A 13,916-nucleotide genomic window follows, 5' to 3' on the forward strand; every position below is an offset into this window, starting at 1 on the left:
TTCCTTACGTGAGGCGCCGCGGCCCGGAGGGGCGGGCCGCGGCGTGCGGTCGGTCCGTGGCGCGGTTAGACGCGCGGGATGTAGAGGTTGCCGAGGGTCGCGGCCATGATGGCCTTGATGGTGTGCATGCGGTTCTCGGCCTCCTCGAAGCAGCGGGAGTGCTCGCTGTAGATCACGTCGTCGGTGCACTCCATGGCCTCGATGCCGTGCTCCTCCTTGATCTTGGCGGCGTACTCGGTCTCGGCGTTGTGGAAGGCCGGGAGGCAGTGCAGGAAGATCCAGTCGGGGTTCTCGATGTGGGAGACGAGCTCGGCGTTGACCTGGAACGGGGACATCAGGCGGACGCGCTCGGCGAACTGGGACTCCTCGCCCATGGCCGCCCAGACGTTGGTGTAGACGGCGTCGGCGCCGCGGACGGCGTCCACGGGGTCGTTGGTGACGCGGATGGTCGCGCCGGACTCGGCGGCGAACTTCTGCGCGAGGGCGACGATCTCGGGGTCGGGCTCGAGCTCCTTGGGGGTGGCGTTGACGTAGTTCACACCGAGGATGGCGGAGGTGATCATCAGGGAGTTCTGGACGTTGTTGCGACCCTGGCCGCAGTAGGCGAGCGTGAGGCCCTCGAGCCTGCCGAAGTGCTCCTTGATGGTCATGAAGTCGGCGAGCATCTGCGTGGGGTGCTCGCGGTCAGTGAGGCCGTTCCAGACGGGCACGCCGGAGTGCTCGGCGAGCTGCTCGACGTGCTCCTGCTTGAAGCCGCGGAACTCGATGGCGTCGAACATGGAGCCGAGCACCTTGGCGGTGTCGAGGACCGTCTCCTTCTTGCCCAGCTGGATGTCGCCCTTGCCCAGGTACTCGGGGTGGGCGCCCAGGTCGATGCAGGCGGTGGTGAAGGCTGCGCGGGTGCGGGTGGAGGTCTTCTCGAAGAGCAGCGCGACGTTCTTGCCCTCGAGGTAGCGGTGCGGGACGTTCTGCTTCTTGAGGTCCTTGAGGTGCTCGGCGAAGCCGATGAGCCACATGAGCTCGTCCCTGGTGTAGTCCCTCGTGGAGAGCAGGTGGCGACCCTGGAAAACCGAATCAGTCATAGTCATGTTTCCTTTCGTCGGTTCTTGCCTACCCCCGACGGACGCCCCGCACGTGGGCCCCTCCAGACAGGTCAGGCGTTTCGTTCGCCCCGGATGGGGCATCGATACCTGTAGTCGGGCGCCGGTGCAGCGGCACGCCGAAACCATGACTCAAAGTCTAGGAGCACCCAGATGCCGTGTGTTTGGTACCAACTCAAAGCCTTCCGGGGGTCTATTTGTTATTTTTTACAAATGAATTGTTATTCGTGAGCAATTGGCGGCTTGCAAGGCCAATTGTCCGAGCGTATTCGGAGTTGTTTTGTGAAAAATGACGATTCGAGTTAACTCGCACTATCTGCTGAGGAAAGTGAGGGAAAGGAATACGAGCAGCTCGCGGTCGTGTGAATCGCCCATGTCGAGGAGTGCTCGAATACGCCGCAACCGATATCGGACGGTGTTGGGGTGTTGGTGTAGGCGATCGGCGGTGTCGATGATGTCGCCGCTGCAGTGCACAAAGGCACGTGCCGTTTGGACCAGTTCGGTAGAGTTTTGTGTGTCGTAGCTTTCGATGCGGTGGCGAAAACCTTGCGCGGTGCGCTCGAACATGGGGTTGGTCTGCGCTGCATACGAGAAGGCGCCCATGGACAGATCCGACCACTCAAGTCTGCGCGTTCCGCTCAGATGGGCTTCATTGAGAAGGATTGTTGCCTGACGAATGGAGATATCTGCCTCGCCGAGGGGCACCAGGTCGCCTATGCCGCAGTAGTTGACGCCAACTCCTCGAATGGCATTTTCTAGGTCACAGAAGACGCCCTCGTGCTGTTTATCGGTGGCATACGAGACGAAAACGAGCAGCGCATCGTGGTAGCGAAACGCGCATGCGTTTTGGACATCCTCGTGTCGCTGTCGAAACGAGTCCAGAAAATCGTTGAGGGTGTCTTGAATTGCGTACAGTGAGCAGCGATCATCTTTTTCGGCAGAGATGGCAATGCAGCGCATCGTCGATCCGGTAAGGCCCGCCAACTTGTTGATCTCTTGTCTTACTTGGGCTTTTGGCTTTCCCGATAGGAGCGTGTCGACTGCGTCGCTTTTGTCGGATGCGTCGAGATCGCGCTGCAAGAGGTTGAGCGACTCGAATGCGACGCGCTCATGGTAAGCGCCGGAATAGAGATATACCGGGACGCCCATGCGTACACTTGCTTGGGCGACTGCATCGGTAAAACATGGCGAGTACACACGTTTAACGGCAATGGCTGCGACACGCCTTTCAATCATGGCAATGAGCGACGCGTCGGATAGGTCGGGGTCTTCATAGCAAAAACCAAGATTGGTGAGAATGAACTCGCCGGGCATGTATGCGCTGTAGTCGTTGATTGAAGGAGGGCAGTCTAAGATACCAACGTTGTAGACGCGGTGCTCCCCGGCATCTTCGATGGGTGCGACTAAATCAATCCGCTCGAATGCCGGTAAGGCCAAAATGTCGGCAACGGTAATCATGGATGCCTCCGAACGACGCCGGGTTGCTTGAACTGCTTTGCGATATACGTGATCTTCTCATTGATACAGCATGAAGACGCGTGTATTGAAATAGTAGACCATTAATGCCTTACCGCATCGACGGGCAAACAGTTGCTTCGGCGCACGAGCGGGATGATATTAAGCTTTCATTCTGTTTTTGCGGCGAAGGGGAATGGTCGTCGCATACAGCATGCGATGCGCCGTTTACCACCGCGGGTTTGGCATGGGCGCGCGGTGGGCATAATGGGTGGCATCGAATGAAATCGAAAGGATCATTATGCCCGCGCTTATCACCCATCATCTGTTTGGCGAGGAAAGCATCGACCGTCTTCCGCAGGGCGTCATCACGTCCGATGAAGAGCGCATTGCCTTTATCTTGGGCAACCAAGGCCCCGACCCGTTTTTCTTTCACATTCTGACACCGCGTGTTTCCGACTGCACGCTGCTGGCGCAGGTCATGCATCGGTCGCGCATGTCTCGCCAGTTCGCGTGCCTGCGCGACGGCGTGTCGCATCTGCTGCCGCGCGACGCCAGCTTGGGTCGTGCCTTTGCGCTGGGCCTGCTGTCTCATTACGTGCTCGACCGCAACGCCCATCCCTTTGTCTATGAGCAGCAGTTTGGCATTGTCGAGTCCGATTCAGAGCTTGAGGATTCGAGCAGTCAGGTCCATGCCGTGATCGAGAGCGACCTGGATGTGCTGATGCTGCAGCTTAAACGCGATGGCGCTACGGTCGACGATTACCCGCCGGCGGGCGAGATCGTCACCACCGATCGCATCAATCGCGTGGCCGGCGTGCTGATGAGCTATGTTGCCGGACGCGTGTACGGCATTGACATTCCGGCGGGGGAGTACGGTGCTGCCGTTGCCAATATGCAGCGACTTTACCGCGCGATTGAGCCGGCCGGCTCCGCAAAGACGCGCGCGATCTCGCTGGTTGAGGGCTTGGTGCACGACTACTCGCTGCTCGACGGCCTTGCCCATCGCGTGACGACGGAGCTGCCCGAGCGCACCGGTAACCTGGGCCATCTGACATGGAAGAATCCCTTTACCGACGAGGTCTCGAACGAGAGTTTCCCCGAGGTCTTTGATCGCGCGCTGGGCGATTACGAGTGCACGGTCGCACGTTTTATCGAGACCGGTGACATGGATGCCGTGACCAGTCACGTCAACTACAGCGGTCGCGTGCTCAATGCCGATGAGGAGTTCGACCGCGAGGAATAGGGCCCGTGCGTGCCCCTTTGCCGAATCCTTACCGGCGGTTCTGGACAATTGGGGTACGATGAACTAACTGCATATCGGGCGAACACGAAGGGTCCCTGTCCATGAAATACACCAAGCTCGAGCGTAACTGGGTTATGTACGATGTGGGCAATTCGGCGCTCGTGCTGCTCAATACCTCGGTGGTGCCCATTTACTTTAACGCCATCAATACCGGTGCTTCCTCGGCCGACCTGGTGGTCGCTTGGGGCAACGCACAGACGATTGCCTCACTGGTCATCGCCATGCTCATGCCCATTCTGGGCGCGCTTGCCGACTACGCCGGCAACAAGATCAAGTTCTTCTTGGGCTTCTTCCTCACGGGCCTGGTGCTTTGTCTGGCGCAGGCTATCCCAATGTCCGCCATGGCATTTTTGACCGTGTACGTGCTGTGCACTATCGGCCTTAACTCTTCTATGACGTTCTACGACGCCATGCTGCCCGACATTACCACCGACGAGCGCATGGACGCCGTGTCCAGCTCGGGCTATGCCTGGGGCTACATCGGTTCCACCGTGCCGTTCGTCATCTGCCTGGCGCTCATCATGGGTGGCCCCGCTCTTGGCGTCCCTACCATGCTGGCAACGCGTCTGTCGTTTGTCATCACTGGTGCCTGGTGGCTCATCTTTACCCTGCCGCTCATTCGCACCTATAAGCAAAAGTACGGTCGCGAGCGCGGTCCCGAGGACACTATCGGCCACATCGTGGGCGGTGTGTTCTCCGAGGTCGGACACACCATGCGCGAGATCGCCCACAACAAGACCGTGCTGGTCTACATGATTGCGTTCTTCTTCTATATCGACGGTGTGCACACGGTCATTTCCATGGCCACCAGTTACGGATCGGCCTTGGGCATCGATTCGACGCAGCTAGTGCTGGCGCTGCTCGTTACGCAGTTCGTGGCCTTTCCGTCCGCCATCATCTACGGCAAGCTCGCCGGACGCGTGGGCACGCTCAACATGATCTTGGTGGCAGTCGCCGCCTATATGGGCATTGTGCTGTTCGCCGCGTTCTTCCTAAAGACCGCCTTTGAGTTTTGGGTGCTTGCCATTATGGTCGGCCTGTTCCAGGGCGGCGTGCAGGCGCTTAGCCGTAGCTACTTTGGCCGCATTATCCCCAAGGAAAAGTCCAACGAGTACTACGGCTTCTTTGACATCTTCGGTCGCTATGCAAGCGTCATGGGCACCTTCCTAGTGTCGGTCGTCACCTCGCTGACAGGCAACCCGTCGCTGGGCGTCCTTTCCATTGGCGTGCTGCTGATCGTTGGCTTTATGCTGCTGGTCCGCCTGTCCCGCATGACTCGGGCGGCAGAGCATGCCGCATAGGAGCGAGCGGCTATTGTGCCTGTCCACGGTACTCTTTTGGGGTTATCCGCAATAAACATTGCGACTTGCGAGCAATGATTTGCCCAAGTGGGTATGATGGAATCAGCTAGGCCGCGGGGCGTCGCCTGTGTTTGGCGGCGTCCCGTTTTTGTGTTGCGGGGAGGGTAAGGCATGAACGCCACAGTCGTGATTCCAACGTATTGGGCGGGCGATGACGCTTGCGCAAACGCCCCTGGCACCTATGACCATTCGACGCGACTCAACGCCGACAATCCCGAACTCGACCGCTGCCTGGCCTCGCTTGAGCAGGTACGTGACATCCCGCGCATCATCCTTTTGGTGGTCTGTCCCGTTTCTGCCACAGCCGATGTGTCGCTGCGCGTGCACGAGATTGTCGACGCGCATCCCACGCTCAAGGTCACCGTTGTCACCAACACCCAGGCCTCGCGCATTGCAGACCGGGTTGCTCAGATCGCGCCCAAGGGTTCGGGCGAGTGCGTGAGCCTGCGAGGCTACGGTGCCATCCGCAATATGGGGCTAGCCTGTGCCGCTGTGCTGGGGCATGACGCGGTTATCTTTTTGGATGACGATGAGACTGTCATCGACGCCGACTTTATGAAGCGCGCGACCTATGCGTTGGGGCAGCAGACGCGTCAGGGCTTGCCGATCTTGGTCAAGAGCGGCTATTTCTACGATCGCGACGGCTCGCCGCTGGCTCCCACGGACAAGGCGGGCATCTGCCATCGTTGGTGGACCAAGCGCATCGAGTTCAACCGTTGGATGAAAAAGGCGCTCTCGGGCACCCGCATCTCGCGCTCCAACTACGTGTGCGGCGGCCTGATGGCCCTGCACGCCCGCGCCTTTACGCGTGTGGCCTTTGACCCGTTTATCACCCGCGGCGAGGACTTGGATTACCTCTTTAACATGCGCATGTTTGGCTACGACGTGTGGTTCGATAACGAGTGGACCGTGCGCCATCTGCCTCCGGAGTCCGAAAAGCGCTCACCGCGCTTTATGCAGGATGTATACCGTTGGTACTACGAACGGGCCAAGTTGACATTCGCCGCGCATCAAAAGGAGCTCATTCCCGTTACGGCGGCATCACTCATGCCCTACCCGGGCCCGTGGATTTCGCGCGAGCTCGACGACCGCGTGCGCAAGACCGCTATGGTCCGCAGCGTGTTTACCCGCGAGCATGAGGGCTACCTGCGCATTTGGCGCCACGGTATTGACGAGGCCAAGACCTACGCGCGCCAAAACGCCGCAAGCTACCTGCGTTTCCAGAGCTTTTGGCCCAAGATCATGGACGGGCTTTGGCGTGACGCACAACTGATCAGTATCCTGGAGGGGGCCGAATGATCGACCGCCGCGCCCAGCGCGATAGTTCAATATCAATCTTTCGCATCATTGCCGTTGCCTGCGCCATTTGCGTGCTGGTGTACTTTATTTTTGCCTTGGTGACCGGTATCGAGCCGATCGCCACGGTGATTGCCTGCGCGCTGCTGTGCATCTTTCTGTGCATCTTTATCTTTTTGACGCTCAATCCCGATTCGGTGCGCTCCCAGTACACCGAGGAGACGCTCTCGGTGGCCTCGGCCATGCTCGAGGACATTAAGGGCGGTCTGACGCAGGAATCGGCGCTTTTGGTGTGCCGGCGTATCCTGCCCGAGACGCGCGCCATGACGGTGGCCATCACCGACGAGGGCAACGTGTTGGCCTGCGCGGGCGAGTTTGAGGAAAAACTACTGCCAGATTCTCCCATCCACACGCTTGCCACACGCTACGTTATCGAACATGGCATCGTGCAGTCGTTCAACCGTATGGTGGATGTCGTGGGCTCGGATGGCTCGCACAACCAAGTCCCCGCCGGCATTATCGCCCCCATCAAGGTGGGCGATCGTACCGTCGGCACGCTCAAGTTCTACTACAAGACCCCGCGCGCCGTCGACCGTACCCAGTACGCGCTTGCCTCGGGCTTTGCCGAGATCTTGTCCACGCAGCTCGCCATCCACGAGCTCGAGGTGCAAAAGGAACTCACAGCGCGCGCCGAGGTGCGTGCGCTGCAGGCGCAGATTAACCCGCACTTCCTGTTCAACACGCTGAACACCATTGCATCGTTTACGCGCACCGACCCGCTGCGGGCCCGCGAACTGCTTCGTGAGTTCTCATCGTTCTATCGTGCCACGCTCGACAACTCGGGATCGCTTATTCCGGTCTCGCGCGAGGTTGCACAGACCAAGCGCTACCTTACCTTTGAGAAGGCCCGCTTTGGCGAGGACCGCGTGCTTGCGACGTTCGATGTGTCCGAGGACGTGGAAGATACGCTGGTGCCGGCGTTCGTGATCCAGCCGATTGTCGAGAACGCCGTACGTCATGGTATGGGCGATGACGACGCCCTGAGGATCGACGTGACCGTTCACCAAGACGGCGAGGATGCAATCTTGATTGCCGTGGCCGATAATGGCGTGGGCATGGATGAGGGTACCGCCGCCAGACTGTTTGACGAGCGCTCTGCCCGTCCCGACGCCAGCTCTCCCCAGGGTGGCGGCGCCGGTGTGGCCATGCACAATATTTCGGAGCGCATCCATCGCTTTTATGGGCCGCACTCCTATACGCGTGTCGAATCGGCGCCGGGCAAGGGCACCAAAGTGCTCCTTCATCTTGATTTGTCAGAGAGCATCTTCGACATTCAAGAGTAAAATAAAAGGCTACGGGCTCAACGTCATGCGACGGATGCCCGGCGTAGTTAGTTGACGAAAGGTTTTATCCCTATGCTGCGTGCGATGATTGTGGATGATGAGGCGCCGGCTCGCTCGGAGCTTCGCTTCCTGCTCGAGCAAACGGGCAAGATCGGCACGATCACGGAGGCGTCGAGCGTCCGCTCCGCCATCGAGATGCTTATGGAAAGTCGCGTGGATGTCGTGTTTCTCGATATCTCGATGCCCGGTGCCTCGGGCCTGCAACTTGCCGAGGCGCTGCATAAGCTCAAAAATCCGCCGGCGATCGTGTTTGTGACTGCGTATAGTGACCATGCGGTCGAGGCATTCGACGTGGATGCCGTCGATTATCTGATGAAGCCGGTCGAGGAAGCTCGCTTGGATCGCGCGATCGAGAAGGTCATGCAACGCGCCAAGCCGGTTACGGACAGCAAGGTGACCATCGAGCGTATCCCGGTGGAAAAGGGCGGCCGCAAGGTGCTCATTCCCGTGGACGACATTCGCTTTATCATGGCCAAGGACGATTACTCCTGCATCTATACCGTCGATGATCGCTTTTTGTCGACAACCTCGCTGGCGCAGTTTGAGGCCAAGCTCTGCGACTTTGGCTTCTTCCGTGTTCACCGCCGCTATATCGTCAACTTGGCGTGCGTCACGGATGTCGAGACGGTGCCCTCGGGTGCCATCCAGCTGGGCATTACGGGCGTCGACGAACGCGTGCCGGTTTCGCGCCGCCGCGTCGTGCCGCTCAAAAAGGCCCTGAGTCTCTAGCACACTGGCCCCGCAGCCCTGTAGACCCATCGTCTGCGGAGCCGTGGGGCCTTTTTTGTATGTATCTGCCGAATCGTTTTTTGCGGAAGGGATCCCATGAACAGTGCAAGCGCCAAGCGCATCGACATCATCTCGGACACCCACGGCTATTTATCGCCTGCGCTCTTGGATGAGCTTGAGGGCGCAGACCTGATTATCCACGCCGGCGACCTCACGTCAGAGATGGACTACGAGCACCTATGCACCATCGCCCCCGTGCGGGCCGTACTGGGTAACAACGATTACTACCGCGACTACGGCCCCGATGTAGACCGTCTTGCACTCTTTACCTACGAAGGCCTTAAATTCGCCGTAGCCCACTACCGCGAAGACCTTCCGGTGGGATCCGTAGACGTAGCCATCAACGGCCACACCCACGTAACCAAAGAAGCCCAAGTGGGCCGTTGCTTAGTCCTCAACCCGGGCAGCGCCAGCTACCCCAGAGGCACCCGAGACCCCACCATGGCCAGAATGCTCGTCAAAGACGGCAAGATCCTAAGCACCAAGTTTATTGACCTAGACTAACCGCAACAAAAAAGGGGGATGCAGATGCGTCCCCCGTTTCCATTTGAGCCAATGGCCGAGCTTCAACAAGAACCTTAGACAACCCCGCCGCGGAGAACGGGGCCGCCGAGCCGCGAAGCGGCGAGCAACAACAACGGCTCGAACAAAGTGACGGCAGGGAGGGTCTCCGGGGCCGGCTGGCGCGGGTTAAGTTTGTCGCGAGTTCCGCACGCAAAGGAAAGCACTTAATGTGCTTTCCGTCTTGCGCAGGACTGTAGAGCAGCAAACTTAACCCGCGCCAGCCGGCCCCGGAGACCCTCCCGGAGGGACCGAAAAATTTTTTCAAAAAAGTTGTTGCGCGCCGGACAGACTTCTGTGTATACTAATCCCCGCAGCGCACGCGAGCGGAAACAAACGCGAACGTCTGCCTGGGGAGTTAGCTCAGTTTGGTTAGAGCGCCGGCCTGTCACGTCGGAGGTCGCGGGTTCGAGCCCCGTACTTCCCGCCAACGCAATTAAAGCCACGTCTTCGGACGTGGCTTTTTGCGTTTGATGTACTTTATTTCGATAGAACGATCGCCCTGGTGCATCTTCGCCCAGAATCCCCACGCCTTCGGGAACGCAAGTAAAATCTAATAAGTATATCTGTCTGAACAACAGCTTTGTTGCGCAACACCTGTTCAACGAGACAGGGGGTTAGGTTATACTAAATTGCACTGTGCGCCGCATCTGATGCATTTCGCTCCAAGCGCGGCACTCAGTGGATATCCGATTTACCATTTGGATGTCCTGGCGGTCATTTAGCGTCTCGACACAAGCTCGGCCCCGGAGCTCGTTCGAGCTGTTCGTATTCCTTGAAAGGGGAAAAATGGACATATCGAGGAAGACTGATTACGCCCTTCGTATGCTGGCGATGCTTGCCGAGGATCCGGAGCGTTTGCTTTCTGTTCGCACCGCTGCCGAAGAGGTCAATGTCCCGCATTCGTTTGCCCGCTCGATTCAGCACGGTTTGGTCCAGGCCGGTATTGTGGAGAGCCTGCGTGGCGTCCACGGTGGCATGCGTCTCAAGGTCAGTCCGGACGATGTTACTATCCGCCAGGTCGTCGAGGCCGTTCAGGGTCCTATGGTTATGAACGATTGCACCGCGCCCGATGGTGACTGTGCGCGCATGGGCGCGTGCTGCTATCATCCCCTGTGGGCCGGAGCCCAGGCGTTGATGCGCGACTACCTCGATTCCGTTTCGCTCGGCGACATCGTCGCTCACCGCCAGTTCCCGGCCGTCGATCCCAAGTTCGCCGACCGCGAAGCGTTTCCCGAGTACGCCACCTGCGCGTGCGCTTACCGGGAGGAATAGCGCCGCATAAGGAGCATAGCCATGATTCAGGACCCCTTTCGTTCGATGATTCGTTCGGAAGGGGTCCTGCGTTATCGCGACCTTCCGTGGCGCCGCACACGCGATCCGTACATCATTTGGCTTTCTGAGGTCATGCTGCAGCAAACACAGGTGCCGCGTGTGGAGGCGCGCATGCCGGTGTGGCTCGATCGTTTTCCGACTGTTCAGGCGCTCGCTCAGGCTGCCCCTTCCGATGTCTTGGATGCGTGGCAGGGGATGGGCTATAATCGCCGCGCCTTGGCGCTTCACAGGGCTGCACAGTGCGTTGTAGAGGACTGGGATGGGGAGTTTCCGCGCGAGACGCGTGACTTGGTCGCTCTGCCCGGCATTGGCCCGGCAACGGCGCAGGGCATCCGTTCGTTTGCGTTTGATCTTCCGGGCGTGTATCTGGAGACCAATGTGCGCACGGTCTTTTTGCATCATTTCTTTCCCGATGTGCCGGCCGTTCCCGATCGCGAACTGGTGCCGCTGATCCAAGCTGCCTGTCCGGCGGCCCCCGGTGCGGCGGCGGACGAGATCGCGCCCTTTGCCGCGCCTCAAGACGATGCCGACACGCCGCGCGCGTGGTATTACGCATTGCTGGATTACGGCGCGTATCTTAAAAAGACGCTGCCCAATCCGTCCAGGCGGTCGGCGGGCTATAGTCGTCAGTCCAAGTTTGAGGGCTCGCGCCGCCAAAAGCGCGCGCATATCGTGCGTATGTTGTTGGCAGCGCGCGATGGGCAGCCGGCGGGGATTACGCTTGCTGATGCCGTGGTGGGCGTTAACGAGATGGAAGCGGCAGCCGGTCGCGGGCCGGTCGAGTGCGACTTGATCGCGGGCATTCTAGCTGACCTGGAGCGCGAGGGCTTTTGCCGAGCCGAGGACGATCGTTGGTTGAGTGTGTAGCCCGCTCAAATCTGAAGAACGGGATTGTAAGGTTTAAATTCGCGGCTTGAGGGCATCCTAAAGACAAGGTCGCTCAAAGCCTATGGGCGGCACGTGTTGAAGGGAAGTACACCTATGGATTTTGAGAATTCCCAAACCAAGAAGAACCTCGAGACCGCTTTTGCCGGTGAGTCCCAGGCACACACCAAGTATCGCTACTACGCATCTAAGGCCAAGAAGGACGGCTACGTTCAGATCTCGAATATCTTTGCCGAGACGGCGGGCAACGAGTCCGAGCACGCCAAGCTGTGGTTTAAGTATCTGCACGACGGCGCCGTTCCGGGCACTCTGGACAACCTGCGTGACGCCGCCGCGGGCGAGAACTACGAGTGGACCACGATGTACGACGAGTTCGCCAAGACCGCCGAGGAGGAGGGCTTTGCCGAGATCGCCGAGAAGTTCCGTGGCGTCGCCGCCGTCGAGAAGGCCCACGAGGAGCGCTACAACAAACTCGTCGAGCGCATCGAGTCGGGCGAGGTGTTTGAGCGTGAGGGCGTGAAGGTGTGGAAGTGCCTGAACTGCGGGCACCTGCACGTTGGTGCCGAGGCGCCCGAGGTGTGCCCGGTGTGCAACCACCCGAAGGCGTACTTTGAGGAGCAGGTGGTGAACTACTAGCGCTTGGCGCTGACTGCTGCGGAGCGCAGGGCGGGGAAATACCTTTCCCTCTCGCTCACGGCTCCGCAGGGTCGCGCGAGGCAAAGGTATTTCCCCGCCCTGCGCTCCGGCGTTGGGTCGTCGCGTGCTCGTTACTGAAAAGCTGATAAGAAGTTTGTGTGCCGCCCCGATAGGGGCGGCACGTTTTTGTATGGGGGCTGGTTGGGATGGCACCGTTCATGGGTGGGGTACACTGGGTAGCGACTTTTAGTTTATCTACTACCTGATGGGGTGTTTTTTATGGGCAAGAAGTCTCGGGCTCGGGTTGCTGCGGCGGGAACTCGCAAGGATCCTGGTCGTCGGGTTGCCGAGGGCAAAAAGGCCGATCGTGCCGAGAAGGACAAGAAGGTCGGCGCGCATGCTCATCCTGAGTGGGCGCCTCATTTGAATTCGGCTAGTGAGGATTTGACTGCCAAGTTGTTTACTCTGGTCGAGGTAATTTTGGGCGTGGTGCCCCTTGTGGTTATCGGTTTATTCTTGGCTTCGAAGGACGCCACGAGTGTCGATAAACTCACCGAGGTCTTTTCGCAGGAGCCCTCGATGGTGGTCACGTTTATTTCTGCGTGCTTGCAGCCGTTTGTGGCGTACATGCTGTATATGGTCTACCGCAAATACTGCGAGGGCAATGCTGGTTTTGTCGCCGGCAACCTGATCGGTCTTTTGTGCTCCGAGATCCTACTGCTCAATATCCCGGGCGTCATCGGTATGGGCATCTTGCTGTGGCGTGTTTGGCGCAACGTTGCCCCGCACTTTGAGAGCTGGTTGTTTGAGCGCCGTGCAATGGGCGTGCTGGCAGACATTGCGGGCTCGCTCGTGATTTTAGCCTTGGCGTTTATGTGCGCCACCGCCGCCCGCGGTCTCGCGGGCATGTAGTCTGTCCTCACCGACCACGGAGCGCAGGGCGGGGAAACCTTTCCCTCTCGCTCACGGCTTCGCAGGGTCGCGCGAGGCAAAGGTTTCCCTGCCCTGCGCCCCGGCGTTGAGTCGTCGCATGCTCGTTACAGAAAAGCTGATAATAAGTTTGTGTGCCGCCCCTTTGGGGCGGCACTTTTTGTGTGGGGTCCCGGTCTCCACAATTTTCGTCAAGCTTTTGGTTAGATTTTGGTCAGTTGGTGTGAGGGTGGAAGGCCAAAAGATTGTTGGCGAAAAAAGCTCAGAGAAAGTGCTGGTAGGGGAGTTGTTGAGCTTTTCGACAGCTTTTGAGCAAAAGAAACTTTGTGGCTATTGCCGGCGATTGCGTTGTCGCGGTCATGGCGGTGCGGGATGCTGGTCGTAAGCGTCGAATGCTCCGATTTTGGAGGCCAGCATGGATCTGTTTCTTGAGACTCCGCAGCAACAAGCTGAGCGCATGCTGCGTCAGCAGCAACGACTCATGGAGATGCAAATGCAAGGGGCGGCAGCCCAGCCCTTTGCGCAAAATGTCGTGCCCGCTGCTGTGCCTGCAGCTGTGCCCGGGTGCGAATCGGCACCAGAGGCCTATTCCGTACAGCAAGATTCATATGCGCAGGAGCTCGCGTTCGACAAGCGTCGTGCGCGTCGTCGCCGCGTGGGCCAGCGCCTGCGCACATTGGCGATGATCGTGCTCATTCCGCTAGGACTTGCGGCGATTTTCTTGGTCTCGTATGCGCTCACCTGCATCCTCAACGGCGCTTCGCCCAGCGAAGTGCTCCAACATCTGTCAGCCCTCGGCCAGCGCCTAGGCGATGTCGTAACAACCATTCGTGCCGGCTGGGAGAGCTAGCGTTTTAGC

General features: G+C 59.1%; 13 protein-coding genes and 1 tRNA gene. 12 read left to right on the forward strand and 2 right to left on the reverse strand.

The window, feature by feature from the left end; all coding sequences use genetic code 11:
• Positions 1-65: 65 nt before the first annotated feature.
• Together argF and GDJ93_RS00070 are read right to left on the reverse strand one after the other, a co-directional pair.
• Positions 66-1,082, reverse strand: coding sequence for an ornithine carbamoyltransferase (gene argF / locus GDJ93_RS00065; protein ID WP_152067292.1), 1,017 nt, complete (start codon positions 1,080-1,082; stop codon positions 66-68).
• Positions 1,083-1,412: 330 nt separating this feature from the next.
• Positions 1,413-2,558, reverse strand: coding sequence for a helix-turn-helix domain-containing protein (locus GDJ93_RS00070; RefSeq protein ID WP_152067293.1), 1,146 nt, complete (start codon positions 2,556-2,558; stop codon positions 1,413-1,415).
• 298 nt (positions 2,559-2,856) lie between these two features.
• Here GDJ93_RS00070 and GDJ93_RS00075 point away from each other — a divergent pair, with 298 nt between their 5' ends.
• From GDJ93_RS00075 to GDJ93_RS00130, 12 genes are all read left to right on the forward strand, one after another.
• On the forward strand, positions 2,857-3,801 hold the full coding sequence (locus GDJ93_RS00075) for a zinc dependent phospholipase C family protein (RefSeq protein ID WP_117848797.1): 945 nt from the start codon (positions 2,857-2,859) through the stop codon (positions 3,799-3,801).
• Positions 3,802-3,902: 101 nt separating this feature from the next.
• The gene (locus GDJ93_RS00080; protein ID WP_152067294.1) at positions 3,903-5,162 is read left to right on the forward strand and encodes an MFS transporter; all 1,260 of its coding nucleotides are present in this window, start codon (positions 3,903-3,905) and stop codon (positions 5,160-5,162) included.
• A 171-nt stretch (positions 5,163-5,333) separates the two neighbouring features.
• Positions 5,334-6,521: a glycosyltransferase gene (locus GDJ93_RS00085; protein WP_152067295.1), complete on the forward strand. Its 1,188-nt coding sequence runs from the start codon at positions 5,334-5,336 to the stop codon at positions 6,519-6,521.
• Positions 6,518-7,861, forward strand: coding sequence for a histidine kinase (locus GDJ93_RS00090; RefSeq protein WP_152067296.1), 1,344 nt, complete (start codon positions 6,518-6,520; stop codon positions 7,859-7,861). Before GDJ93_RS00085 ends, GDJ93_RS00090 begins: the two co-directional genes overlap by 4 nt.
• Positions 7,862-7,933: 72 nt before the next feature.
• On the forward strand, positions 7,934-8,650 hold the full coding sequence (locus GDJ93_RS00095; protein ID WP_006235156.1) for a LytR/AlgR family response regulator transcription factor: 717 nt from the start codon (positions 7,934-7,936) through the stop codon (positions 8,648-8,650).
• Between the two features lie 96 nt (positions 8,651-8,746).
• Positions 8,747-9,214, forward strand: a complete 468-nt coding sequence (locus tag GDJ93_RS00100) for a YfcE family phosphodiesterase (RefSeq protein WP_152067297.1) — start codon at positions 8,747-8,749, stop codon at positions 9,212-9,214.
• A gap of 409 nt (positions 9,215-9,623) precedes the next feature.
• Positions 9,624-9,701: transfer RNA gene (locus tag GDJ93_RS00105), tRNA-Asp, on the forward strand.
• A gap of 359 nt (positions 9,702-10,060) precedes the next feature.
• The gene (locus GDJ93_RS00110) at positions 10,061-10,546 is read left to right on the forward strand and encodes an RrF2 family transcriptional regulator (protein ID WP_152067298.1); all 486 of its coding nucleotides are present in this window, start codon (positions 10,061-10,063) and stop codon (positions 10,544-10,546) included.
• Positions 10,547-10,567: 21 nt separating this feature from the next.
• The gene (locus tag GDJ93_RS00115) at positions 10,568-11,473 is read left to right on the forward strand and encodes an HhH-GPD family protein (RefSeq protein ID WP_152067299.1); all 906 of its coding nucleotides are present in this window, start codon (positions 10,568-10,570) and stop codon (positions 11,471-11,473) included.
• Between the two features lie 114 nt (positions 11,474-11,587).
• Entirely contained in the window at positions 11,588-12,127 is a 540-nt protein-coding gene (gene rbr / locus GDJ93_RS00120; protein WP_006235152.1) for a rubrerythrin, read from the forward strand.
• A gap of 279 nt (positions 12,128-12,406) precedes the next feature.
• Positions 12,407-13,039, forward strand: coding sequence for a hypothetical protein (locus GDJ93_RS00125; RefSeq protein WP_152067300.1), 633 nt, complete (start codon positions 12,407-12,409; stop codon positions 13,037-13,039).
• Positions 13,040-13,472: 433 nt separating this feature from the next.
• Complete coding sequence (locus GDJ93_RS00130) at positions 13,473-13,907, forward strand: hypothetical protein (RefSeq protein WP_152067301.1); 435 nt, start codon at positions 13,473-13,475, stop codon at positions 13,905-13,907.
• The last annotated feature ends 9 nt before the right edge of the window (positions 13,908-13,916 follow it).

Source organism: Collinsella aerofaciens, assembly GCF_902501475.1.
Taxonomy (GTDB): domain Bacteria; phylum Actinomycetota; class Coriobacteriia; order Coriobacteriales; family Coriobacteriaceae; genus Collinsella; species Collinsella aerofaciens_AL.

Bases quoted from the DNA above. Each gene is read 5' to 3' on its own strand.
- argF (WP_152067292.1), bottom strand. From the start codon at position 1,082: ATGACTGATTCGGTTTTCCAGGGTCGCCACCTGCTCTCCACGAGGGAC.
- GDJ93_RS00070 (WP_152067293.1), bottom strand. From the start codon at position 2,558: ATGATTACCGTTGCCGACATTTTGGCCTTACCGGCATTCGAGCGGATT.
- GDJ93_RS00075 (WP_117848797.1), top strand. From the start codon at position 2,857: ATGCCCGCGCTTATCACCCATCATCTGTTTGGCGAGGAAAGCATCGAC.
- GDJ93_RS00080 (WP_152067294.1), top strand. From the start codon at position 3,903: ATGAAATACACCAAGCTCGAGCGTAACTGGGTTATGTACGATGTGGGC.
- GDJ93_RS00085 (WP_152067295.1), top strand. From the start codon at position 5,334: ATGAACGCCACAGTCGTGATTCCAACGTATTGGGCGGGCGATGACGCT.
- GDJ93_RS00090 (WP_152067296.1), top strand. From the start codon at position 6,518: ATGATCGACCGCCGCGCCCAGCGCGATAGTTCAATATCAATCTTTCGC.
- GDJ93_RS00095 (WP_006235156.1), top strand. From the start codon at position 7,934: ATGCTGCGTGCGATGATTGTGGATGATGAGGCGCCGGCTCGCTCGGAG.
- GDJ93_RS00100 (WP_152067297.1), top strand. From the start codon at position 8,747: ATGAACAGTGCAAGCGCCAAGCGCATCGACATCATCTCGGACACCCAC.
- GDJ93_RS00110 (WP_152067298.1), top strand. From the start codon at position 10,061: ATGGACATATCGAGGAAGACTGATTACGCCCTTCGTATGCTGGCGATG.
- GDJ93_RS00115 (WP_152067299.1), top strand. From the start codon at position 10,568: ATGATTCAGGACCCCTTTCGTTCGATGATTCGTTCGGAAGGGGTCCTG.
- rbr (WP_006235152.1), top strand. From the start codon at position 11,588: ATGGATTTTGAGAATTCCCAAACCAAGAAGAACCTCGAGACCGCTTTT.
- GDJ93_RS00125 (WP_152067300.1), top strand. From the start codon at position 12,407: ATGGGCAAGAAGTCTCGGGCTCGGGTTGCTGCGGCGGGAACTCGCAAG.
- GDJ93_RS00130 (WP_152067301.1), top strand. From the start codon at position 13,473: ATGGATCTGTTTCTTGAGACTCCGCAGCAACAAGCTGAGCGCATGCTG.